Annotated in this window: 20 protein-coding genes; 6 read left to right on the top strand and 14 right to left on the bottom strand. The window is 46.7% G+C overall.

What is annotated here, in order from left to right; all coding sequences use genetic code 11:
- Window positions 1-19: 19 nt before the first annotated feature.
- The 3 genes from DDZ15_RS11130 (at window position 20) to DDZ15_RS11120 (ending at window position 4,653) form a co-directional block, all read left to right on the top strand.
- Complete coding sequence (locus tag DDZ15_RS11130; protein WP_109647157.1) at window positions 20-943, top strand: hypothetical protein; 924 nt, start codon at window positions 20-22, stop codon at window positions 941-943.
- A gap of 24 nt (window positions 944-967) precedes the next feature.
- The gene (locus DDZ15_RS11125) at window positions 968-1,834 is read left to right on the top strand and encodes a hypothetical protein (RefSeq protein ID WP_109647156.1); all 867 of its coding nucleotides are present in this window, start codon (window positions 968-970) and stop codon (window positions 1,832-1,834) included.
- Window positions 1,835-1,938: 104 nt separating this feature from the next.
- Entirely contained in the window at window positions 1,939-4,653 is a 2,715-nt protein-coding gene (locus DDZ15_RS11120) for a CHAT domain-containing protein (RefSeq protein WP_109647155.1), read from the top strand.
- Window positions 4,654-4,672: 19 nt separating this feature from the next.
- Here the strand turns inward: DDZ15_RS11120 and DDZ15_RS11115 are convergent, their stop codons facing one another.
- Together DDZ15_RS11115 and DDZ15_RS11110 are read right to left on the bottom strand one after the other, a co-directional pair.
- On the bottom strand, window positions 4,673-5,674 hold the full coding sequence (locus DDZ15_RS11115) for an AAA family ATPase (protein WP_158278686.1): 1,002 nt from the start codon (window positions 5,672-5,674) through the stop codon (window positions 4,673-4,675).
- 373 nt (window positions 5,675-6,047) lie between these two features.
- Complete coding sequence (locus DDZ15_RS11110) at window positions 6,048-6,587, bottom strand: macro domain-containing protein (RefSeq protein ID WP_109647153.1); 540 nt, start codon at window positions 6,585-6,587, stop codon at window positions 6,048-6,050.
- A 208-nt stretch (window positions 6,588-6,795) separates the two neighbouring features.
- Here DDZ15_RS11110 and DDZ15_RS11105 point away from each other — a divergent pair, with 208 nt between their 5' ends.
- Both DDZ15_RS11105 and DDZ15_RS11100 read left to right on the top strand, forming a co-directional pair.
- The gene (locus DDZ15_RS11105) at window positions 6,796-7,530 is read left to right on the top strand and encodes an alpha/beta fold hydrolase (RefSeq protein ID WP_109647152.1); all 735 of its coding nucleotides are present in this window, start codon (window positions 6,796-6,798) and stop codon (window positions 7,528-7,530) included.
- Window position 7,531: 1 nt separating this feature from the next.
- Entirely contained in the window at window positions 7,532-8,518 is a 987-nt protein-coding gene (locus DDZ15_RS11100) for a hypothetical protein (protein WP_109647151.1), read from the top strand.
- Window positions 8,519-8,603: 85 nt separating this feature from the next.
- Here DDZ15_RS11100 and dnaB read toward each other — a convergent pair whose 3' ends face one another.
- The gene (gene dnaB, locus DDZ15_RS11095) at window positions 8,604-9,965 is read right to left on the bottom strand and encodes a replicative DNA helicase (RefSeq protein WP_109647150.1); all 1,362 of its coding nucleotides are present in this window, start codon (window positions 9,963-9,965) and stop codon (window positions 8,604-8,606) included.
- Between the two features lie 306 nt (window positions 9,966-10,271).
- Here dnaB and DDZ15_RS11090 point away from each other — a divergent pair, with 306 nt between their 5' ends.
- Window positions 10,272-10,493 (top strand): hypothetical protein, encoded by a 222-nt coding sequence (locus DDZ15_RS11090; RefSeq protein WP_109647149.1) that lies wholly within the window; start codon window positions 10,272-10,274, stop codon window positions 10,491-10,493.
- A gap of 667 nt (window positions 10,494-11,160) precedes the next feature.
- Here the strand turns inward: DDZ15_RS11090 and rho are convergent.
- The 11 genes from rho to DDZ15_RS11035 form a co-directional block, all read right to left on the bottom strand.
- Window positions 11,161-12,705, bottom strand: a complete 1,545-nt coding sequence (rho, locus tag DDZ15_RS11085; protein WP_109647148.1) for a transcription termination factor Rho — start codon at window positions 12,703-12,705, stop codon at window positions 11,161-11,163.
- Between the two features lie 111 nt (window positions 12,706-12,816).
- The gene (locus tag DDZ15_RS11080; RefSeq protein ID WP_158278685.1) at window positions 12,817-14,106 is read right to left on the bottom strand and encodes a bifunctional folylpolyglutamate synthase/dihydrofolate synthase; all 1,290 of its coding nucleotides are present in this window, start codon (window positions 14,104-14,106) and stop codon (window positions 12,817-12,819) included.
- Window positions 14,107-14,122: 16 nt separating this feature from the next.
- Window positions 14,123-15,010: an aminotransferase class IV gene (locus DDZ15_RS11075; RefSeq protein WP_109647146.1), complete on the bottom strand. Its 888-nt coding sequence runs from the start codon at window positions 15,008-15,010 to the stop codon at window positions 14,123-14,125.
- Window positions 15,000-15,536 carry a TlpA family protein disulfide reductase gene (locus tag DDZ15_RS11070; RefSeq protein ID WP_109647145.1) on the bottom strand — a complete coding sequence of 179 codons (537 nt, stop codon included), beginning with the start codon at window positions 15,534-15,536 and terminating at the stop codon, window positions 15,000-15,002. Before DDZ15_RS11070 ends, DDZ15_RS11075 begins: the two co-directional genes overlap by 11 nt.
- Window positions 15,537-15,744: 208 nt before the next feature.
- Entirely contained in the window at window positions 15,745-16,131 is a 387-nt protein-coding gene (locus DDZ15_RS11065; RefSeq protein ID WP_146198575.1) for a PIN domain-containing protein, read from the bottom strand.
- Window positions 16,132-16,141: 10 nt separating this feature from the next.
- Window positions 16,142-16,417, bottom strand: a complete 276-nt coding sequence (locus DDZ15_RS11060; protein ID WP_109647143.1) for a hypothetical protein — start codon at window positions 16,415-16,417, stop codon at window positions 16,142-16,144.
- Window positions 16,418-17,234: 817 nt separating this feature from the next.
- A complete protein-coding gene (locus DDZ15_RS11055) occupies window positions 17,235-18,773 on the bottom strand; it encodes an MFS transporter (protein WP_109647142.1) in 1,539 nt (512 codons plus the stop codon).
- Window positions 18,774-18,869: 96 nt separating this feature from the next.
- Window positions 18,870-19,430, bottom strand: a complete 561-nt coding sequence (locus tag DDZ15_RS11050) for a gluconate 2-dehydrogenase subunit 3 family protein (RefSeq protein WP_158278684.1) — start codon at window positions 19,428-19,430, stop codon at window positions 18,870-18,872.
- A 4-nt stretch (window positions 19,431-19,434) separates the two neighbouring features.
- Window positions 19,435-21,132, bottom strand: a complete 1,698-nt coding sequence (locus DDZ15_RS11045; RefSeq protein WP_109647140.1) for a GMC oxidoreductase — start codon at window positions 21,130-21,132, stop codon at window positions 19,435-19,437.
- Window positions 21,133-21,180: 48 nt separating this feature from the next.
- Window positions 21,181-21,915, bottom strand: a complete 735-nt coding sequence (locus tag DDZ15_RS11040; protein WP_199222945.1) for a 3-keto-disaccharide hydrolase — start codon at window positions 21,913-21,915, stop codon at window positions 21,181-21,183.
- Window positions 21,916-21,940: 25 nt separating this feature from the next.
- A complete protein-coding gene (locus tag DDZ15_RS11035) occupies window positions 21,941-23,341 on the bottom strand; it encodes a Gfo/Idh/MocA family protein (RefSeq protein ID WP_109647138.1) in 1,401 nt (466 codons plus the stop codon).
- Window positions 23,342-23,576 lie beyond the last annotated feature (235 nt).

Genomic DNA, 23,576 nt, shown 5'->3' with positions numbered 1-23,576 from the left:
TAAATGCAAATCTCTCTTTATGGCAAAAGATTTCGATGTAATAGTTGAAGAAGCAAGTAAAATTGAGCAACTAACTCAGAAAGGTAGATTGAAGGAAGCATATGCTGTCTGGACTAACAGGGAGTATATCCAGAATACGATACTATTATCAAAAAAAGGTTTTAAAGAATTAGCAACTTGTACTGGTTCTCTGTTTTTTTATAAGAATTTCACTACAATCGAGAAAGCTTACTACAGTGTGCGGGGTACGGATTTTGCAGTTCACGATGTGATCGGGAATTTGATCTTAAATCTAAGTAATCTAAAAGATAAGCATCAATTCGTATGGCAGGGACTCAGTAACTATGATACTGATAATATAGAGGGGTATTTATACCGAGTCATCAGGAATAGAACTTTAAAAATGAAATCTCCAAAATCAACTGCTCCACCAGATGATTTAAATACACCAAACAGAGAGAACAACATTCTCATTGATATATCAAAAAAGGATATACTTAATATATTAGGAGATAATACATTCATTGTCCTATTTAATAATCTCGACATTTCTATTCTTGAGAACAGACCAGAATCTGTGCTAAGATTTTATAGTTATGTTATTAAATATCAAGACGATTTTTACATTCCATCAAATTCTCTGAGCAGCGAAGTTCCTCATTGGTTTATTACGCTTTCTTGGCTGGAGTTAAAAATTGTAGAACAACAAAGGTACACTACAGAAAAGAATGAAAAAAAACTTGCAACATTTTACTATGATGAGTTCGAAACTATATTCCCCGGTTTAAATAAAAATAGTTTAAGAGCACAAAAAAAGAGACGTTTGAACGAATTAGGAGAGATCATGAATCATTTGAACCAAACAAAACCAGATTGGTGGGAAGATATTTGTACTAATTATCCAACCTATTACAAAGTATTTGCTTTGGAAACAGGTATATAAATTCAACCAGAATTATAAAAAAAAATGGAAAATAAAAATCTACTCGAGTCAATAGAAGAAACTGATAAAATACTCAAGTATTTGAAAGAGCCTGTAATGAGAAGTTTGTACAGTTTGGAAGAACAACAAACAGAATTTCTTCATCAGTTATACTTTGAAGGTTCGAATAATGCTGAACTGATCGACACATTTGAGGTGAGTAACAGTGAAGCAGCCACTGAGCTTAGGGACACATGTTTGGAACATCTCTCTGGTATTTTGCAAAGTGAACATAATATTTCACTGACAGAAAACAAGCTAAAGACCCTTCTACATTTTTACGGAGAAGAGTTTCGAAAGGAGCGTCAAGATGCATTGAAGAACTTCATGGCAAAGAAATCACCTTCGATATATGAGGGTGAATCTGTTGATCTTGAACTCGATCCAGAATATCGTGATCAACTAATTGAAGCCGATTCTCAAGATGAGCTTTTTATCCTTTTAGTAACGCTTCTTTCAGCTATGTACGTAAGGGGATTGAGTATTTGGAATCCCATTTTAAAGCGTAACATTTCTAAAATTGGTGAAGGCAACAAAGACGAACAAAGCAATTTGTTTACTAACATAGTACTGCAGGCACTAAACGAAGAAGAAAATTATCCTGTATCTTTCATTTTACCAAATAATGACTTTGAGATTAAAATGCATTTTGATACTGTTGATAAATCAATAGAATTCTCTGCCATAAAAAAAGATGAGAATGAAAGTCTGAAATCACTAACTATAACCTTCCATAAAGAAGGAGCTTCGGGAAAAACTTTCAAAATGGTTAATGACAAAATTCGTATTCCATCAGAAGATCTGATTGTACTTATAAAAGAGGGGTATACACCTGAGTTTCTATTCTCATAGCCATTACGTTTCAATATTCTTTTCAAGTAATTATCCCTTAATTATTTCTAATTCATCAATATAAATATTGAATCGAGATACAAAGATATTCATTTGAAAGCAAAATGGATGAAGAGGCTAAAAGGCTAGTTCAACAAGCTAAAATTCATATTAATAAGGCTGAGTGGGACCTGGCCAAGCATCCCCTCATGAAAGCTCGTCATCTATTCAGGGCTCTTGAAGCAAAGAGTCCTGGGGAGTACACCTATTGGTTAGCCTTAGTGGTTGATCTTCTAGGGCTTTGTCATCAACATCTAAGTAATTACAAACAGGCCGAAAAACTCTTCAAAAAAGCATTATCACTCTACATTCGACTCGAACTAATTGAACCTGGAAGACATACCTCACTTCTGGCTTCATCAGCAAATAATCTTGGAAGTAGTCTTGAAAATCAAGATAAATTAAAACATGCCCAAGAAGTCATCAATTATTCACATCAGCTTTATCTGGTTCTAGAATCGAGAGATCCAGGGAGATATACACTCGAACTAGCTCAAACAGCGTTTAATTTTGGAAAAATATTTCTGGATCAAAGAAAGGAGTCCTTAGCTGAGGAGCCTTTCAAAAAAGCACTCAAACTATATAAGCAACTTGAAACTGCCAACTCAGGTAGATTCAATGATATGGTGGCAATTACCTCATTAAATTTGGGTTTAAGTTTAATCAGACAATATAAGAATGAGCAGTCTGAAAAATTCTTCAGGCTAGCGAATAGACTGTTCGAACTCTTAGAGAATTTATCTCCAGGGAAGCATACCACAGGTTTAGCAAGATCGACATTAAATCTTGGGCAGTGTCTTATTAAACAAAACAAGTTTATAAAAGCTGAAAATCCATGCCGCCAAGCGTTGCAGTTTCATGAGAAAATTGAATCGATTAATCCGGGTTGCTTCACAAATAATTTTGCAGTGGCAGCATTTAATCTCGGTTCTTGCCTATCTGGTCTTCAAAAATGGTCTGAATCATTGCAGCGCCTTGAGCAGGCTGAGCAACTGGATCCGCAGAACGCTTTTGGGGTGAAATGGAATAGTTTACGCGTGCAAAGTCATGTATATCTTGTTATTGGTAGGTATGAGCTTGCGCACGAGACCATTTTACGGGCCCTGCAGGAGTTCAACACCCATCGGGCGGGCCTTCCAACGGCCGGTGAGCGGCTAGCCTTGCAAAACACGTATGCAATTTTATTCGAGCAGGTTCAAAAAGTGTTGCTGCACGAACAGGTCGCCGACTTCCGGCAGGCCTTCCACTGGCACTGCCACAAAGGGCGAACCCTGAGCGAACAAATCAGGTTTGGCCACTCCGGCTCCGGCGAGTACCCCCTGCCCTGCCCTGTCGTGGCTGAGCCTGTGCAGCTGGCCTTGTCGCTTAAACGATCACTGATGAGCAACTATCTAGGCGGGCGCCCCCTGCTGGTCAGCTACAGCTTTACCGGCCGCGACCGGCTGGTCGTCTATCTGGTACCCCTGTGGCAGGTGCAAGAAGACCGCGAGCTGCCTCTGTCTGTTAAATCCTTCTCCCTGCCCGACGATACCATCCGCCAGCTCTACCTGGCCCTGAGCCGGTCCCAGTGGCTGGAAGAATACATGTCCCGCGGTGGTTCCACCTCTAGCCAGGATGAGCCCTTTATGTGGGGCACCCGCAGCCGGCAGGATGCGTTTACGCAGGCAGGCCCCCTCACCCACCAGGACTTCGATGCGCCTGTTGGCGACAAGCAAAGCGACGACCCACCCTGGTGGGATGAGACGCTTGAAGAGGCCAAGTACCAGTTGTGGAAAACCGCCGATGAGCTGAACATCACCGACGACTGGGACCAGGGCAGTTTTAGCTGGCCGGCAGTGCGCGCCACAAAAGACTTATCACTGCGGGCCAAGCGCGGCCGGTTTCTTGCCATGGCCCGTAAAAAGATGCACCACTGGGCGGTACAGACCACTGCCGATAGGATCCTGCAGCCCTGGATTGACGAGCTAAACGAGCTAGAAGAACTGCCCACCGAGATCCTGATTGAACCCCACGGAATGCTCCATGTACTCCCGCTGCAATCCGCGCCGGTGCACTGGTACGATGGACAGCCGCAGCCCGGCCCGCTGGCCAGCCAGGTACCAACCAGGATTACCCCTGCACTCTCCCTGGCCGTACATTTGTCGGGTAAACAGCCCCAAGATACTCCCTCAGCAAAACGCTTGCTCATTGCCGGCCCACCACTGGACAGCGGCCTAGACCATGGTGAGGACGAGTGTACCATGCTCAGCGCCCTGGTACCGGAGGCCATCCTGCTGCAAGGCCGACAGATGAGGCTCCCGGGGCTGCGGCGGCAGCTTCAAGACCAAACTATCAGCGTGCTGCACCTGGTTACCCATGGGGTCTACGACGGCAGCGACCCGGCAGCCTCCTACATCCAGCTGGACGGGCAGACCCTCTCCGCCCGGCAGCTGCTCGATGGGGAACTTGACCTGACAGGGGTCGACCTGGTTTACCTGAGCAGCTGTGAGGGGACCTACGGGGAGGGGGACCTGAACGATGAAGTCATGGGACTGGTCTATGGGCTGCTGGCCGCCGGAGCGCGCTGCGTGATTGGCTACCTGTGGCCCATTGATGACAACCGGAGCCGGGCCATAGCTGAACAGTTTTACCGCAGGTGGCTCACCCGGCCCCAAAGCGCCGGACAGGCGTATGGGCAGACACTCCAATGGCTGCAACAGACCCACCCGGCATGGTTTCAAGACGATGCCGCCGGCTGGATAATGCATGGGGACGCTTCAGTGGAGTATGGGAAATCGTGAAAAATGGTTTCGTGATTCATTAAAAGCCTGTTACACCATTTCGTTTTAAAATGATTTCTTCTTCTTCAGTTTTCACTTTTCTTCTTCTCCAGGTCTCGTCAATATCTTCGTTATAGAAGTATGATTCTTTGATTAGATTGACGATCTCAGCCGGTGTCAACCTGTTTTTTACTTCTTCAAGCCAATCACTATTTCTATGTTTTTTAGGTAGTTGTTCGCCAATCAACGTTTCATATAAGTCATAAATAAAGTTTATAGAAAAGCTTTTAGGCCCAATCATTTCAATGTAATCAATCCGGCCTTTTCTAGTAATAGCTACAGGTAACTTGTCCGGATAATTCGTGATCATAAATGTTATTTGCTTTCTATTACGAACCTTCGAATCCAGTAATTCCTTGAATATATTTTCACCAAAACTTTCAATTAATGAATCAAATTCTTCAAACACATAAACAATAAGTTCATCTTTAAAACTCTTTTCTATGGTAGAGAAACCATGTGCGCTATACATTGCCCTTAGGTCATCTTGATTGTGGATCAGAATGACTCTAGCATCATATAGCAAGACCATTTTTTTACATTCTCTCTTCACGAACTCAGATTTGCCTGTTCCAGGTTCACCTGCAATCAGATATTTATCTTCTTTGAACTGGTTATTGGTCTTATCTGAATTGATTTTTTTGAGAAAAACTTCAATCCTCTCTGAAATTGCCTTAAAATTTGGACTATAATTTTCTAAAGGAAGAATCTGCTTATTAGGTATTTGAATGTTTACAGCTTTATTGATTTTGAATTTATCCGAATTTCTCAAATGATAACCTATGAATTTTGCGTTCTTTGTATTCTCTTCATGTCGGTACAAGCTTCTGTCCCTTTCCCCTAGGTAAGTGTCTTCAAGTGTAAATCCGTTGTCAGAAACAAATGGCACGTAAATGCCAGGCGGAAGATTTGTGGTTTCAATCTCCCCAACGTATATATATTTATCACCGTCTTTTACAAAATTCCTTTTTGATTCTTCCATGCTAGTTTGACCCTTCATTTGTTTTTAGTTTGTCTATATGTCTTACTCTCATGAGTGAACTAAGATACCATAGCGTATCACTTACAGTGTGTAATTTTCCCGCCATTCATTCTATAGTAAGGTTGGACTCTGGGCAACGGTAAATAAATCGAAGATTGGTGCAATTGGAGATATATACTCCTATCAAAGGGTCTTTTAATTTTTATAACCAATGCCTGAAAGTTCAAATGTGATTATAAAATCGCAAATGATAGAAGCGATATTTTGAAATGGAGAAAATATGGATGTAATAATTTCCAACATCGCTCGATAAAGAATTAATTACTATGCCATGCAACATTAATCATGATTGGAAAATGAGCATACCCATATTTTACTCAGCTTCATTGTGTTGAAATACTGACTGATAAGCCATAAGCATCATTTTTGCTGCATCCTCTGCTGAGACGTGGCCAATTCCGGTCCCGAATCCGGGTGTAAAAATCTCCCCTTCTAAACCTAGTTTCCGGTATTTTTTCAGAGCTGCACGGAATGAACGAAAAATGTTATATGACGGTATAACCATAGGTTCAAACATCGTGGGTGCCAAAATAAGTCTCGGAATCGTTTCATGCCCTGTGAGTACCAATTCGGCTGCCCCAACGGGCACAAATCCTTCTGGCCGGGCAGCGAATACCTCTTTCACGCTGTTTTGTATTTTAATCCCAAAAAATCGAACATAATCATGATCTACTCCGCCATCCATAAAACCTAAGCTGTTTGCAGGCGAAAAGATTGTATCACGGGCATAGTCCAGAATATTTCCTTCGACAAAATACACATTAGACTCTGCAGAAAAAGCCTCCCTTAACGAGTTCACAACATCCGGATTATTGTCACAAAAAGTTATTTTTGGTTTTTTCAATTCAGTCATAGCTTAATTACATAGAATCAAGAATCGATTTCTTGTTAACAGGATCTGCTTTTGCCTTTTAATTGTGAATAGTTCATTTTCTGATACTTGATCTTAGACTAATAGTTGCCTGCATTCATATCATTCGCTATTGAGAGACAGATTATCTAAATCCAAGCAAATTGGAAACATATCCATTCACTATTTAGAGAAAGGACAGGGTCCGCCAATGATTTTTCTTCACGGCTGGCTCCACTCCGGACGGGTTTGGAAAGATATTGCAGAACATTTTTCATCTGCATTTACAACATTTGAGGTTGACCTTCCGGGTTTTGGGAAATCATCCCCTATTCAGCCTCAAAATGTTACCATGACATCTTATGCTGAGTATATTTATCACTTTATAAACGAAGTAACCAATCACACTCAAAAACCGGTCATTGTCGCTGATTCGCTGAGTGCCATTCTTTGTCTTCACATACTATCAAATCATAAATTTAAGTTTCGGCACCTATTCTTGTTGGGTTGTCCATCAGATGGTCTGCCTAATTACATTCCTGCATTATCAAAATTCATTCAACTTAACTGGATTCTAAGGGCTTTGCGTGGCCTACCGGATCGGGTGTTAAAGATCTTTGTAAAGGATCTAAATGTTATAACACTCTGGAATCGCTCAATCGATGCAAACCCATTGATATACTCCATAAAGAATGTCGACCCACAATCCGCCCATAACCTATTGGCTATCATGCTAGAGCCTTACAGTCCAGAAATCAACTACCCTACTTCTAAAATTACACTCTTGAGAGGTCAATATGACCGTTTGGCTAAACCAAAAACATTGGAGAAATTGTCTGCTCATTTAAACGACGCCCCAATCATAGAAATACCGGATTCAGGTCATAGTGTGATGCTGGAGAACCCGTTAAAGTTGATTGAATGCATAAGCAACCATCTTGAATAACATGGACACGGAGAATAAATATCGGGCAGTTTTTACGAACCCGAAGGCAAAAGTTTCCTTTATAGCCCCAACAATTCTTACAGGGCTTATTTACCTCATATTGCAGTGGTTCGTTACCCAAAACATTGTTGATTCCATATTCGTGGGGCTTTTGTTTGGCTCAACTGTCATTCTTGTTTTTGGACTTTCATCCATGGCAAAACACGTTACTAATCGCGGACTGAATTTTTTTTCAAGTTCGATGGATCTTGAAGCGGAAAAAGAAATTTTTGGAAGGTATCAAGAGTACTGCGCAAAAATATTACATTTCCCTGGCATGATGATTGCCGGTTTGCTTTATGGTACCGCAGTCTCACTGACTCCATTTTTATTTGATATCTGGCCCGAACATTTTTCTTTAAAATTAACCCTTGCAGTATTCCTGTTTGCTGTAAACTTTGTGACAGGCGCCGCAGTATACAGCCTGGTGAAGTATATAGAACAAACTTATAAAATTGCACCACTTATCAATATCGATTTATGGCAGGCCAATTCGGGTAAAACCGACTTTTTGTTGAGTATGACACGCAAAATGGCTGTACTTGCAAGTGTTTACATAGCTCTAAGCCTCACCAGTGTCCTGTTTTCATTGATCCCAATAAACAGTATCGTGATCTCATACGGTATCTTTTCCGGTATGATCCTCCTGAGCATATTATTCATCACACCCGCTCCCGTTGTTCAAAAATTGAAGGAAGAAAAAATTAAGATGCTCAATGACCTTGACGATCACATCCATGATCTTCTTCCGAATTCTTACAGTGATTTGAATTCCGGGGACACAATTGAGCTGGAACGAATGAAAAGCCTGCTGGAACTTAGAGAGAAAATCGAAAATCTAAACGTATGGCCTTTCAAATTTAAATCCATCGTTGCAACTTTATCGGTTATATTCTTTTCTGCCCTTCCCATACTTGTGAGGACAATTTTAGAAGTATTTTTCAACTGATCAAGAATAATAACATATATAGCACCCAACTAAGACATGTCTTTTATATGATATAGAGCTTTAAAGACTAATTAAGTTCCAAGGACTATTCATTTATCAAATTTTCAAACCTCGCATACTCCTTAATAAAACGCACGGTAACGGTACCCGTAGGTCCATTTCGTTGCTTTGCAATGATAGCTTCAGCCAGTCCTTCCGTTGGCCTCCCCTCACTTGTCGTAGTAATGCCGTAGTATTCCGGTCTGTACAAAAAGATTACCAGGTCAGCATCCTGCTCTATAGAACCGGATTCCCGTAAATCACTTAGTTGAGGCCTTTTATCACCACCCCTTTGCTCAACTGCCCTGCTAAGCTGAGAAAGCACAATGACCGGAATATTCAGCTCTTTAGCTATAGACTTTAACCCCCTGCTTATGGCAGCAATTTCCTGTTCCCTGTTATAGACTTCGTCAGATCCCGCCTGCATCAACTGTAAGTAATCCACCACGATCAAACCAACATCATGTTCGGATTTTATCCGTCTGCATTTTGACCGGAGCTCACTGATACTGATGGAGGGTGTGTCATCTAAAATGATTTTTAAGCTCGACAGATTTTCGGCTGCACGGTAGAGAGATTTCATTTGAATGTCATCCAACCTTCCTCTGGTAGCATCTAGGGCGTTAACCCTGGCTTCCATCGTTAACAGTCTCTTGGTTAACGCTTCGTTACTCATCTCAAGACTAAAAATTGCGACCCCATTTATGTTGCTTTCATTTCTTGCCAGTGCATTTCTGGCGCATGTCAGCATAAAAGCAGTTTTCCCCATAGAAGGCCGTGCAGCGATGATAATGAGCTCTCCCGGCTGCCAACCACCAGTTAGCTTATCAGTATCAAGACTCGATACAACCCCCGTAATATCCGTTGGGTTTCTTCTAAGTTCGTCGATCTTTTTAATTACACTCACCAATTCTGAAGAAACTTCTGACGATTTTCTTGAATAGGTTTGAGATGAGAGTTCAAACGCTTTCTTTTCTGTTTGATCAATCAAATCAAAAGCATCAGTTGCGGGATTCACAGAAAGAGCAGATATCTCCGTTCCGAACCTAAAAAGATCTCTAAGAATTGATTTCTCCTTAACAATCTGGCAATAATATTTGATGTTGGAAGAGGAACCTGCGCTTATCAAGATATCTGAAAGACGTGCTGAATCTTCTTCCCCTTTAAACTGATTGATTTGCTTTAACCTGCTTTCAAGGGTTAAAAGGTCAACAACTCGTCCGGAGTCATGCAGATGGACGATTTGCTTAAAATAAATCCGGTGTCTTTCAGTATAAAAATCTTCTTCCTGCAGTAGTTCAGAAACTTCCGGAATGATTCCATTGTCCATCAGCATGGTTGCCAAAATAATTTCTTCTACATCCGAAGCCTCTGCTGGTGCTGAATATTTATGCGGCTTTTTTGTCATTCCAGTTAGTTATTACTTTGTTAGAGTTCCTGAAAATTAAGATGCAGAGCTGCATACCTCAGTATGCATGACTCTGCATCTTCCCTCTCAATGAACCTCTCCTTTTTGTGTGTACCACTTGTTCTCCATTTGATATTATTATGAGTGCAGTTATTCAGAATTATTCGTGCAAGACTGTAATCAGCAGGGCGCTTGGTTGTCCTATCAGTTTTTGAAAAGATGAAACTGTGTATGGGACTCTTTTCTTTTTGGCTTGATTGGAGCTAAACCCAATAACTCAATTAACATGAGACCCAAAGGAAAAAAATGGGAATGCAAAAAATCGAATGGAGAGGAATAAATTATCTGCATGCAGTCCCCCAGGGACAGAAAAAGCATGATCTCAGATTGGAGATTGGCGATATATGTTCTCAGATCTTTACCGATAAAGTGAGAGCAACCGCACAACTGATCAACCGACAATCAGAGGAACAGACAAACAGAGGAACCGAAGAAGTGAAAGAAACAGGCGACCGGAAGAACGGATGAACAGAAGAACTGAAGAAGTGCTATTTACCACGTAAACATACTATACTTTAAAACGGTTAGCTGAAGCTTGGAGACTGCTGCTTGTATCACGCGCCCTGAAATCTGCACTCTTTGTCCTTTGCCCATTTCCGGGGAATAAATTCCCTGCTCGCATATGCCGTCTTGCGGACTTGAGGAATAATCTGCTTTCAGCCTTCAGCTTGTTTTTGTGGTGCCTGAAGATTGCAGAATGTAACCTGAAGCGTACAACCATACGCCATGCATCATGAACCTTCTCCCAAATGACTTTGATTTACCTCCGGATTCTGCTTCCCGATTTTTCGACAATCCGTGCCGGAGGCGGCTTTTGCGCCCGATTGGGGCTACCGATCAGTTGTCCCTCCGGGACAGTGCCAGGGCGTGATCTCAGAAGATAGAATGGCGATATACGATCTCAGATCTATTCTGAACAATGAACCATTCTGAAGGCAATATTCAACCGAACAACAGAGCTCCGAGCCGAAGGCGATTCCCACGAAGTGAAAAGGCGAAATTGAGTATTGAGTAGTGAGATCCAAGTAGTAAGACAATCATTTATCAAATTTCTCGTCTCACGTCTGACGTCTGCCTGCACCCTGTACCCTGTACCCTGTACCCTGTACCCTGTACCCTGTACCCTGTACCTGAATTACTTATTCATCGAAATCAGAAACTCGTCATTGTTCCTGGTTCCTTTCATCTTGTCGAGCAGGAACTCCATCGCCTCAAACGGGTTGTGGTTGTTCAGGTAGCGGCGAAGCAGGACAACTTTTTCTCTCTCCTCATCGGAGACGATCAGCTCTTCGCGGCGGGTACCGCTTTTGAAGATGTCGATAGCGGGAAAGATGCGCCGTTCTGCCAAACGCCGGTCCAGAACCAGCTCCATGTTACCCGTACCCTTAAACTCCTCAAAAATCACGTCATCCATTCGCGAGCCGGTTTCCACCAGGGCGGTGGCGATGATGGTGAGGCTGCCTCCGTTCTCAATGTTCCGTGCGGAACTGAAAAGCTGACGCGGGGCCTTGAGCGCTTCGGAATCCACACCGCCGGTCATGGTTCGTCCGGATGTGCTTCCCGCCACGTTGTAGGCTCGCGCAAGGCGCGTAATGGAGTCCATCAGCAGCAGCACATCCTGACCGCTCTCTACCAGGCGTTTCGCTTTTTCAAAGACGATTTCGGACAGTCCAATGTGGTTTTCGGGTTTCTCGTCAAATGTGGAGGCTACCACTTCCGCATCCTTTACCGTGCGCTGCATCTCGGTCACCTCTTCGGGGCGCTCATCGATCAGCAGGATCATAATCTTGGTATCCGGGTGGTTCACATTTACCGCATTGGCAATGTTCCGCAGTATGGTTGTCTTTCCGGTCTTGGGTTGAGCCACAATAATCCCGCGCTGTCCCTTGCCGATAGGTGCAAAAAGGTCGATCAATCGCGTGGTGTATTCAGAGGGTTTGTTCTCCAGCTTGTACCGCATATCGGGATAGACGGGCAGCAGATCCTCAAAATCACCGCGGTTGTCCATATCGCGCGGAATTTTACCGTTCACGCCTTCCACACGAAGCAGCGCAAAATAACGCTCACCCACTTTGGGCGGACGAATAATCCCGATAACGCAATCGCCCTGCTTGAGGCGGAATCGCTTGATCTGTGAGGGTGATACGTAAATATCGTCAGGGCTGGCTTTGTAGTTATAGTTCACCGATCGCAGAAAACCGTATCCGTCAGGCAGAATTTCAAGGGTACCTTCGTTCAGCAGAAACTTGCCCAGTTCCGGTATGATATCGTTCAGACGCTCCTGAAGCGTGGGCGCGTCCGATTCCGGAAGCACATTGCTTACATGATTTTTATTCGGCTTCTTGTTCTGATGGCGGTTATCCTGTCCGCCCTTGTTTCTGCGTTTTCTGTCGCCGCCGGATTTACCGGGTTCATCGTAGGTCTGAATATGAGACTGTGCTCCGTAAACAGCATCCTGTACGGACATCGGGCCGCTTTCTTCACCTGAACCGGCTCCCGTTGATGATTTTTGGTCACCTCCGGCCGCATTCTTTATCCTGTCAATAAGCGGTTGTTTTCGAAGGGTGGAAACGCCTTTGATCCCCATTGCTTTCGCAATTTCCTTCAGTTCAGGTAGCTTTTTTTGATATAAATTATCGAAATCGATACGTGAATCGAGATCGGTCTGATTCTCCGACATAATGAGAGTTTGATTCTTGAGTGAAATTCATCCAGGGTATAGCGTACAACTTGAAAGCAGCGGAACGCTCAGGGGATTTAATTCTGCGTAGTGCGGAAAGTAGTTTTTTTGTCAGGCGGACATGGTTCCCATCCAGCGCCGTATCTTTTCATAAAAGTAAAAACTTCCGCTAAAAATTACTAATTCTGATTTTGAGAGCTCCTGTTCTCTGCTGAAAACCTCCTTCAGGTCTGTTATCTGCTCTCCTTCCGGAAAATGGCGTTTCATCTGTTCCTCCCTCGCCGCCCGCTCACGATCCTGCACATAATACAGGATCCGGGGGAATCTGTTCCACAGCGATGCGACCTCCCCGGTCAGTTTGTCGCTCATGAAGCTCAAAACAACTGTCCATTCATGCGCCGGTGCCCTTGAAAGCAGTTCATCAATCAATATCTCTACGGACTCTGCATTATGGGCTCCGTCAAAGTACCATTCTACATCCGGCAGAAGCCGCTCAAAGTGTGCATGACGGGGAAAAAGTGAATTGAGACGCTCAATTCCCTCTGTTATTGCTTCCGGCTTTACCATTAAACGTTCACAGGCTCTTTCTGTTGCCATCATCGTCATGGCTGCATTGATCGCATCGATCCGCTTTCTGCCCTCAGCGCTGCTGTGAAACCGGACACCTTTGTACCGTCCTGTTCCTTCGAACTGAAACGTGTCATCCTCCACTACAGGGCGCGCCGTATCCGCTTCGAGACACTCAGCCCCTTTTTCAGCAGCGATCCTGCAGATCACCTCACGCGCCTTCTTCTTCAAATTTCCAATCACGAACGGTTTGCCGGGCTTGATGATTCCGGCTTTTTCTGCGGCGATTTTTTCGATCGAATCTCCAAGAATATCCGCATGATCCATACCAATGGAGGTTATGACCGACACGAGCGGATTCACTACATTTGTCGCATCCAGCCTCCCGCCGAGTCCCGTTTCAAGGATGGCGATATCCACCTTCTCGCGGCTGAAATACCAGAATGCGATCACGGTGGTCAGTTCAAAATAAGTCAGCTTCTCTTCCGCGATAAGGGCATCGTTCTCCCGGAAAAATGCAAGAAGTGAGCTGTCATCGATCTCCTCTGCATTGATCCGGAACCTCTCCTTCACATCCAGCAGATGGGGTGAGGTGTAAAGACCTGTTCGATAACCTGCCGTCTGATAGACTGCAGCCAGCATCTGGCAAACGGTTCCCTTGCCATTGGTTCCTGCCACATGAATGCACGGAAAACGATCCTGCGGATTCCCCAGACGGCTGCAGAAACGAATCATCCGGTCGAGGTTGAAATTGGCTGCTCCCGATCCTGTTAACCCGAATTTGGGAATGGACTCCAGATACTTCTCCACCTGTTCGATTGTTTCAAATCGCATCGGTTGATCCGTCATGTCATTCCAAACCCGCTTTTATGTAGCCGGACATCTTCTTTTTGAGGTACATAAATGAAGGATGTTCTGTTTCAAAATTTGTTTCATCCAAACTTGATACGGGAGTGATACCCCTAACGCTGTTGGTGATCCATGCGCACTCTGCACCATGAAGATCTTCCGGATGAAAACCGCCTTCCTCCATTTCAAACTGCTCCACAAAAGACTCCTTCACCATCCGTTTCAGCGCATCCCTCATGATTCCGGGCAGGATATCGCATGCCGGTGAGGGTGTCCGGATTATGCCTTTCCTGAACCAGAAAATATTTGCAATGGCGGTTTCGGCAACCCTTCCGCCAGTTGATAACAGCAGTGCATCATCCGCGCCCTTTCGTTTGGCACGGCGCATTGCGTCACGGTAGTGAAGCATGTTGCTCAGTTTCAGTTCTGCTGGCCTGGATGCGGACGGTATGGTGCGGACCGGAGAGGTTACCAGGCGAACAGGATTCACGGCCGCATCAGGCAATTCATCTGCGGTTATGAGGGTGATGCCGGGGAGCGGTGCCTGTGTCGAGTACCCGCCGTCGCCGGCTTCCGATACCTGAATTCTGACCCGCGAGCGCTTCTCCTGCAGTCCGTTTGCATCAAGCAGCTTCTCCACATCACCTCGCAAATATTCGGCATCTTGAAATGCGTCCGATTGCAGTTCGAGGTACTGCAGGCCCCGCTGCAGTCGCTGTACGTGATCCTCGAACCGGAAGATGGCCCCGCGATCGGATAGCATGGTTTCGAATGCGCCCGTTCCGTGATAGATGCCGTTCATTTCGGGTGATATCCGCGCCCCGTCTCTGGGCAGGATCTTCCCGTTTAGCATTACGTATCCGGAGTCTGTAGGGGGATTAAGTGCCATCGCGCAACAGGCTGTCCAGTTTTGTGCGAAGGGCGTCGATATCGTCACCCACCTGAGCGTCGAACAACGTTCCCGACCGGCTGATCAGAATTTGCGAGGGTACGCCCGGAATGAGAATCTCCTGAAAAAATTCGGTTCCCTGCACGATGATAAAGTCATGATTATTCTCTGAAAGATAGCGGCTTACCTGTTCATCGCCGTCACGTACAATGGCAGCGACCACCCTGAGTGAGGGATGCACATCAATATACTCATCCAGAAACCGGTTCACCCCAATCGACTTGCCCGACCATGTGGACCAGAACTGGATAATCACCGGTTCGCCCTCAAACTGTGTAAGGGATATGATTTCATCACTGTTGAAGCGGTTGAATGAGAGCGTATCGAGCTGTACGGCCTCCAGATTGTCGCGAAATTCGAGTGCCTGCTGGTTGCTGTAGTTGATAGTACCATAGATGATCACAATCAGCGTGAGCAGTGCGCAAATGGCAATAAACAGGTTGAAATATTTGGGGTCCAGTCGCATTAAATATCTGTTTAACGTGAACTCTATATACGAATTTTGGAAGAGAGTCTCCCCTCCTTTTCCCCGCAGGGATCCCTATGGGGCAAGGAGGGGTCGGGGGTGGTTCACTTTGCTTAATACAAGTTTATGAGTTGTAATGTTAAACTATTGCTTCGTGAATTTCGAAGCATTTATTCAGCCTGAATGATAGGAACTTTTCAGGCGGATATCAGGCAAAAGGTGAAATGAGATCCAGTGGTTTTCCTTTTGAATTCCTGAATAACAGAAAATCGCTGTCGAGTGTAAAAACAGATACATTTGAATTGGAATAAGCCGCGGCGAGCAGACAAATATCCGCAAAAGAAACAGGGATATCACTGTACTTACCGTAAAGTCTGTGAATGAGCTCTTTCTTTTCCGGATAAGGATTTTCGACAACCAGGATGCCTTCATCTACCCAGTTAAAAAAATGCGCAGCCGTAACACCCATTCTTTTAAGAATAAAAAGAACTTCCGTAACGGATGCCGTGACAATGGTCATGGGTTCATCCATTTGATTCAGGCGTTGGGTGGCCCAGAGATGGTGCGAATCTCTTTTATTCAAAAGAGATATCATGGGACCTGTATCAATGAAGATTCTTTTCACCGAATCCTTCCAGATATTTTGGATTTACAGAAAGATCATCAGGGCCCTCAAAAACGCCTGTTAGGCTTTGAGCACGATCGAGCAGCGAACCTTCACGGAGTGTTACGGTGTATTCCAGCACTTCCTCTTCCACGAGGCTCAGAATCATCTCTTTTTGAGACATCCCCTTCTTATCGGCAAGAAGTTCAATCTTCCGCTTTTCTTCAGGAGTGAGCTTCATCCCGAACCAAACGATATTTTTTTTCTTTTCAGACATTCGATGGCCCTTATATTGGTTGCAACCAATTTACAAAACTGTTGCAACTAAGAAAAGAGTCATGAAAAATAGTGGATGACTGGCGACTGGCGATGGACGATGAGCGATGAGCGATGAGCGATGAGCGATGTATGAAGTTTCCTGAAGTAATATTTTTTCTTAAATCAAACCTGAGGCCTGTTCTCAATGCCGGTTTCATGTCGAGGGGTTAATGGGAAGGATTATCCAATTGAGACGCTGGGAGATCCCTCGATTTGATCGCTTCACTCACTCGGGATGACAGTCCTCGTGTGGACAGCGGCGGCGCATAAGAATTCTAAATTGATAAAAGTTCTTTTCCCGCGCCGCCAGATATGCCTTCTTGCCTCCAACGCCGAAGGCGTTAAATCTCAATAGCCCCGGGTGCAACCCGGGGTTGGATGAAGCACCCATCTGAACCCCGAGGCCGGATTTTGATCAACGCCCGGATTTTTGTCGAGGGGCTTACAGTAAGGATTATCCAAATGAGACGCTTGGGGGTTCCCTCCATGCGGGCTCCGCCCCGCAAAAAATCGGGACGGATCACTTAGTCGGGATGACAGGTAGCGGAGTTGACAGGGGCGGCGCATAAGAATCCAAAATGCAGGAAGCTCCTTACCGCGCCGCCAGATATGCCTTCTTGCCTCCAACGCCGGAGGCGTTGAATCTCAGTAGCCCCGGGTGCAACCCGGGGTTGGATGAAGCACCCATCTGAACCCCGAGGCTGGATATTCATCAACGCCCGAATCACTTTCGAGGGGTTTCTGGGAAGAACTATTAAGAGAAAACACCAAACCAATCACGCATCCGGGTTATCCACATCATCTACAAAATACATCGATGCAGCGGCAATGATCATGGCGCCACCTCCCAGCATCAGGGAGTAGATCGCCTCCCCTTCAAACCAGTTGCGCGTGATATAACCCAGCATGCTGGCCGCGATAATTTGCGGGATCACGATGAAGAAGTTAAAAATTCCCATGTAGAGTCCCATTTTACTCGCGGGGAGTGACCCGGCCAGGATGGCGTAGGGCATAGCAAGGATGCTGGCCCAGGCAAGGCCGATTCCGATCATCGGAATGATGAGAAGATTTGGGTTCGGCATGAAGTAGATCGATATCAGGCTGAGTCCGCCCGCAATCAGCGCAATGGCATGAACAATCTTGCGGCTGGTTGCTTTTGCCATAGGCGCCAGCGCAAAGGCAATGACGGCCGCGAAACCGTTGTAAACAGCGAATAGAATTCCCACCCAGTCGGCTCCCTCGTTGTATAGAATGGATGTGGTGTCGCTGGTTCCATAGATGTGGGATGTAACGGCTGCGGTTGTATAGATCCACATTGCAAAAAGTGCAAACCAGGAGAAGAACTGTACCACCGCGAGCTGCACCATGGTTTTGGGCATGGTCAGAAAATCGTGAACCACAACCACCAAACCCTGGCTTGTATTGCCGGATTTCTGAAGGAACCCTGCCATCAGAGATACCAGCCCCAGCACGGCCGTGCCCACGGTGAGGATGTAGAGCTCACTGTCGTAACTCCCCGACCAGACCCAGTACGAGAGCAACAATCCCGCAAGGAGTGCGATGTTTCCAAACGTCACTTTCTTTTTCCCTTCCCCGGCTTCGATCGGGATATCCCGTTTTGCTTCATCAGCTCCGCTTATTTGTAAATCATCGTACGCTTCAAAAGCTTCCAGCTCATCCGGTGAGTATTCGTGGGAGCGAAAAACGGTCCACATAACCGCCAGCAGAAAGACCACACCTCCAATGTAGAACGACCACTTCACGGACGGCGGTATCACCCCTTCCGGAGCGGTGTTGGCCACATTGAACCAGTTGGTCATCATCCAGGGAAGCGCGGATGCGACCACGGCACCGGTTCCGATAAAAAAACTTTGCATGGCAAAACCCTTGGTGCGCTGTTCGGACGGCAGCGTATCGCCCACAAATGCACGAAACGGTTCCATGGAGATGTTGATGGATGCATCCAGGATCCAGAGCATCCCCGCAGCCACCCAGAGAACGGGAGAATTGGGCATCACAATAAGCGCCGCAGAGGCAAAAATGGCTCCCCATAGAAAATAGGGTCGCCTGCGACCAAGACGGGTCCAGGTCCGGTCGCTGAAATATCCGACAATCGGCTGAATGACAAGGCCGGTAACCGGAGCCGCGAGCCATAGAAGCGGAATCAGGTCTACATTGGCACCAAGCGTTTCAAAAATACGGCTCACGTTTGCATTCTGGAGTGCAAACCCAAACTGAATACCCAGAAATCCGAAACTCATGTTCCATATTTCCCAGAAACCAAGTTTGGGACGCGGCTGAGGAGAGATGCTCATATCGTTAGGTAATGAATTGATTATCGCGGTTGCGGAACAAGATCACAACTCATGCTTCCATGCCCCGGTGGCAACCCGACATAAGTTAAGTCAGTTTCAGCTTGTGGCCCAGGTTTTACCCACATCCTCAAACGGTATGCACCCCTGGTAAACACCCGGTATTTCCTGATACCTGAGCACCTGCGTAGCCCCGTATTCCGATGTAAAGAATCCTACCATGGTGAGTTCCTTCAGAATCAGGAAAAACTGCGGGCCTTCCGCATATCCGGCTTCAACTGCATTTGTGTTTTCAATCGTTGCAAAATCAAATTGTGCCTGCTCATCAAGCTCCGCAAAGTCGCTGCCGGTTTCAACAACGCATTTCTCGATAAGTGTGTCCATGGCGTCAATATACATCTCACGCTGCTCTTCGGTATAGATATCCTTCACCATGCTTTCGATAAATGCAGGGACGCCCTGCTCGGCGGCGCCGGGTAGAATGGTGTTGGCCATGGCTGTAGTAAACGCCGCCTGTCGCGAACTGAACAGTTCAGGCTGCCAGGGCCCGGGCGATGCGGTACATCCTTTCAGAACACCCAGGATGCTGGGAGCAAAAACCACGCCCCCCATCAGTGCCGCGGCTCGTTTGATCGCTTCTTTTCTGTCGATTTTTTCCATGATCTTACAGGTTTCCTTTTTTGAGTTCTTCAGCTGCATGGTTGGCTGCTCTTGCAGCGAATGCCATGTAGGTCAGTGATGGATTCTGGCAGGCGGCTGAGGTCATGCAGGCCCCGTCCGTCACATATACATTTTTACAGGCGTGAACCTGGTTCCATCCGTTCAGCACCGATGTTTTCGGATCCCGCCCCATTCTGGCGGTACCCATCTCGTGAATGCCAAGGCCGGGTCCGCCCGGATCGTCAAATGTCCGCACATTTTTCATCCCGGCCGCCTCAAGCATCTCAGCCGCGTCATTTTTCATGTCCTCACGCATCTTGTACTCATTTTCCTTGAATTCCACATCGAAAACCAGTGTAGGCTGACCCCACTTATCCGTTTTATCGCGATCGAGGTACACACGGTTGGAGTGATCGGGGAGCATTTCGCCAAATGCGGTCATCCCCATGGTCCACCTTCCGGGGGCCTGAACAAACTCCTTCAGGGGTTCGCCAATGGCAAGCTCACGTACGCCCCGCTGCCATCCCTCCCGGCTGGCTCCTCCCTGGTAGCCAAACCCCCGGAGGTAAGGACGGTCATTTCTTTCCAGGTTTCGGTAACGGGGGATATAAAATCCGGTTGGCCGGCGGCCCCAATAATATCTGTCTTCAAACCCGTCGTACTCGCCGTTTGCACCTACCCTGAAGTGATGGTCCATTACGTTGTGCCCCAGCTCACCGGAATCATTTCCAAGTCCATTCGGAAAACGGTCGGAAATGGAGTTCATCATGATGAGGGTCGTATTCATGCAGGATGCGTTCAGAAAGATGACATTTGCATAGTATTCAGTCGTTTCCAGTGTTTCGGCATCAATCACCCTTACACCGGTTGCTTTACCCAGCTCTTCATCGTAAATCACTGAATCGACGATGGAATGAGGCCTCAGGGTCATATTTCCTGTCGCGGCAGCAGCCGGAAGCGTAGATGCATTACTGCTGAAATATCCGCCATAGGGACAACCCCGGCTGCAGAGGTTTCGCGACATGCACTTTCCGCGGCCGTTGTGCGGTTGCGTCATATTTGCTGTCCGGCCGATTGTGAGCACGCGGTTAAATCGTTCGGCCATGGTCTCTTTCAGCACCTCCTCCAGACAGTTCAGCTCCCATGGAGGCAGAAAATCACTGTCGGGCAGCTGAGGCAGTCCCAGAGCCTCTCCGCTGATGCCCGCAAACTTCTCCACATGCGTGTACCACGGTGCCAGGTCGTCATACCGAATCGGCCAGTCCACTCCAATGCCATCTTTTGCGTTGGCTTCAAAATCCATCGGGGCCAGCCGGTAGCTTTGGCGGCCCCACATAATGGATCGGCCGCCCACGTGATATCCACGTATCCAGTCGAATCGCTTGACCTCTTCATAGGGCTGATCCGTATCGCGGACCCACCAGTGTTTCGTGGTCTGCCGGATTGTATAGCCGGTTCGCATCTGCTTCTGATAGTGTTTCGCCTCTTCCGGCGGAACCTGGTTATTGTACGGTATTTCCCAGGGCTTCATCAGCATTGTCGGATAGTCTTCAACGTGGCGCACATTACGTCCCCGCTCCAGCACCAGGGTGTTTAATCCGTTTTCAGTCAGTTCCTTTGCAGCCCAGCCGCCGCTAATTCCCGTACCCACCACGATAGCGTCGTAGGTATTGTTCTGTCTGGCTTTCAGGTTTAGGTTCATAATACACGTACTTACTTATGTTCTGATTCTGTTGCTAATTACGTACTTCTAAAGTTCCTTGATCTTGATGTTGCGAAATTTTACCACATCCCCGTGATCCTGAAGGCCAAGATGCCCTTCCCGCATCGCACCGAATTCGGGGTGACCGTTAAACTTGCTGTTCCGGATCATCTCGAACCATTCCGGGGTCCAGCGCTCATATTCAAGTATCTTTTCTCCGTTCTGCCAGTGCTCTACCCTGGGTCCGTCCGATACGATGGTAACGGAGTTCCATTGGTTATGGGGGCGCGTGTTCTGCGGATCGGCGGGGATCAGGTCATAGAGGGACCCCGCTTTTCTGTTGCCCGCAATTCCCTGGTCTGCATCGGGATGATTGATATTGTCAAGAATCTGCATCTCCAGTCCGGACCAGTAGATCGCCTGGGTTGGCTGTTCCAGCACATGATAAAAGATGCCGCTGTTTCCGGCCTCTTCAATCATCCACTCAATTTTGAACATAAAGTCACTGAATTTCTCCCGCGTGATGATATCAAGTGCTGAGCTCCAGGTATCGGTCTGCGGGGGACGATAGACCAGTGCACCATCCTCCACATGCCATCCCCTGTCGGGAAACTCATCCATGTTGTACCCGCGCCAGTGCTCTGTGCTTTCGCCGTCAAAAAGCAGCATCCATCCGTCCGCCTTCTCCTCTTCCGTAAGGGTATTGTGCTGAGCATATGCCATAGTGCCTGTCAGTGTGATCAGTATCAGGGTGAAAAAAATGGATCGTCTTTTACTCTTCATCGTTATCATTCAACTTGGTTTATGTTTAACCGGCCCTCATGGCTGTCGGATCCCAATCGATGGATCTCTTCTCTCTGAGGCTGACGCTGGTAAGAAGTGCCGGACCCGCTGCCCGAAGTCCGAATGTACTGTCCTGAACCACGGACGCCCCGTCGCGTATGGCACTCATCCAGTTCACAAAATGATCGTACCGATCGTTATAGCCATCGGGTGCGCGGTATACAAACTCGTTCGGTTCAATAATTTTGGCACGTGTTTCCGGATACCGTTCCGCATAATACTCCTGGAACTCCTCGCGGGTACTCGCGTCAAAATCACCGATGCTCATTCCGGGTGCGTCAGGTTCCCTCCATTTCCGAAGCGTCACGGTATTCCATCCGATCTCAATCACCCCGTCGGAACCCACCAGTTTAATGCTGGACCCGCCGCCTGAGCCATCCGCAAAATTAACTCTCAGTGCGAGGTTGAATGCAGGATGCTTCTCCGTTTCCGGGTAGTCGAACAGGCCCAGAACCATATCCTCAGCGTCGCGGCCATCTTCCCAGTAGCGAAGCCCGCCGGTACCCATCACCCGGTTGGGTCCCACAGAACCCGTAATCAGATGCAGGCCTGAAAAAAGGTGTACAAAAAGATCACCCGCAACCCCGGTACCATAATCATCGTAATTTCTCCATCTGAAAAAGTGGGTGGCATTAAAATCCATGGGCGGCAGTCCTTGGCGGAAGCGCTCCCAGTCTACGTTACGCGAATTTGCGCCCGGAGGAATAGAGTATTGCCAGGCGCCTATCGCTGAGCGCCGGTCCCAGTACGCCTCCACAAAGTTAAGTTCGCCGATCTCCCCATCATCAATGAGGTCGCGCGCTTTTTCATACAGTATAGAGCTGGTACGCTGGCTCCCGACAATCAGCGGAACACCGGTTCGGCGTTCGGCCTCAATCAGTCGGTGTCCCTCTTCCACGGTCTGGGTCATCGGCTTTTCAAGATAGACCGGTTTACCCGCCTCAAGTGCGGCAACGGTAATTCTTTCATGCCAATGGTCGGTGGTTGCCACGATCACCGCATCCACGTCGCTCCTGTTCAGAATCTCGCGATAATCACGGCTGATAAAAAGATCATCTCCCCAATGCTCACGGCAGCGATTCAGCCGGCTGTCGTAGAGGTCGCAGGCTGCAACCAGGCGGGTTCCATCGACATTGAGAGCCGTGAAGGTATTACCCTGGCCCATACCGCCTGCTCCGATCAGTGCCAGATTCACTTGATCATTTGCTGAAAACTTTTCAGCCTTTCGTTTACTACGGCTCAGCAAAAAATGATTGCCATGGGACTTTTCAGTGAAAACCGGCAAACCCATCAGTGCAGCAGCTCCGAAACCGGCCTTTTTAAGAAATGATTTACGCGACAATTCCGGTTTTTCTTTGTTGCTCATGCAGCCTTTAAACTCTTTATTGATTATCTGTTTTTTCAGAACTGTCTGTGAAAGTAGAAAAAATGAACTTCATTTATAAATGAACCGCTCAATTTTTTGTAAGGGCTTACATTTTGATGTGAAAAAAATTGAAAAACCGCCTATAAACGCCTTTGCGGTGAGCAATCCGGCCAAAATTGCGCTCTCTCTAAGACTCTTCTGCTGAGGGTTGAAAACTGCATTGGTAAAACGCATT

The sequence above is a fragment of the Rhodohalobacter mucosus genome (genome assembly GCF_003150675.1).
GTDB lineage: Bacteria > Bacteroidota > Rhodothermia > Balneolales > Balneolaceae > Rhodohalobacter > Rhodohalobacter mucosus.
The sequence above is the reverse complement of the archived record's forward strand: the minus strand, read 5'-3'. Positions and strand labels throughout refer to the sequence as shown.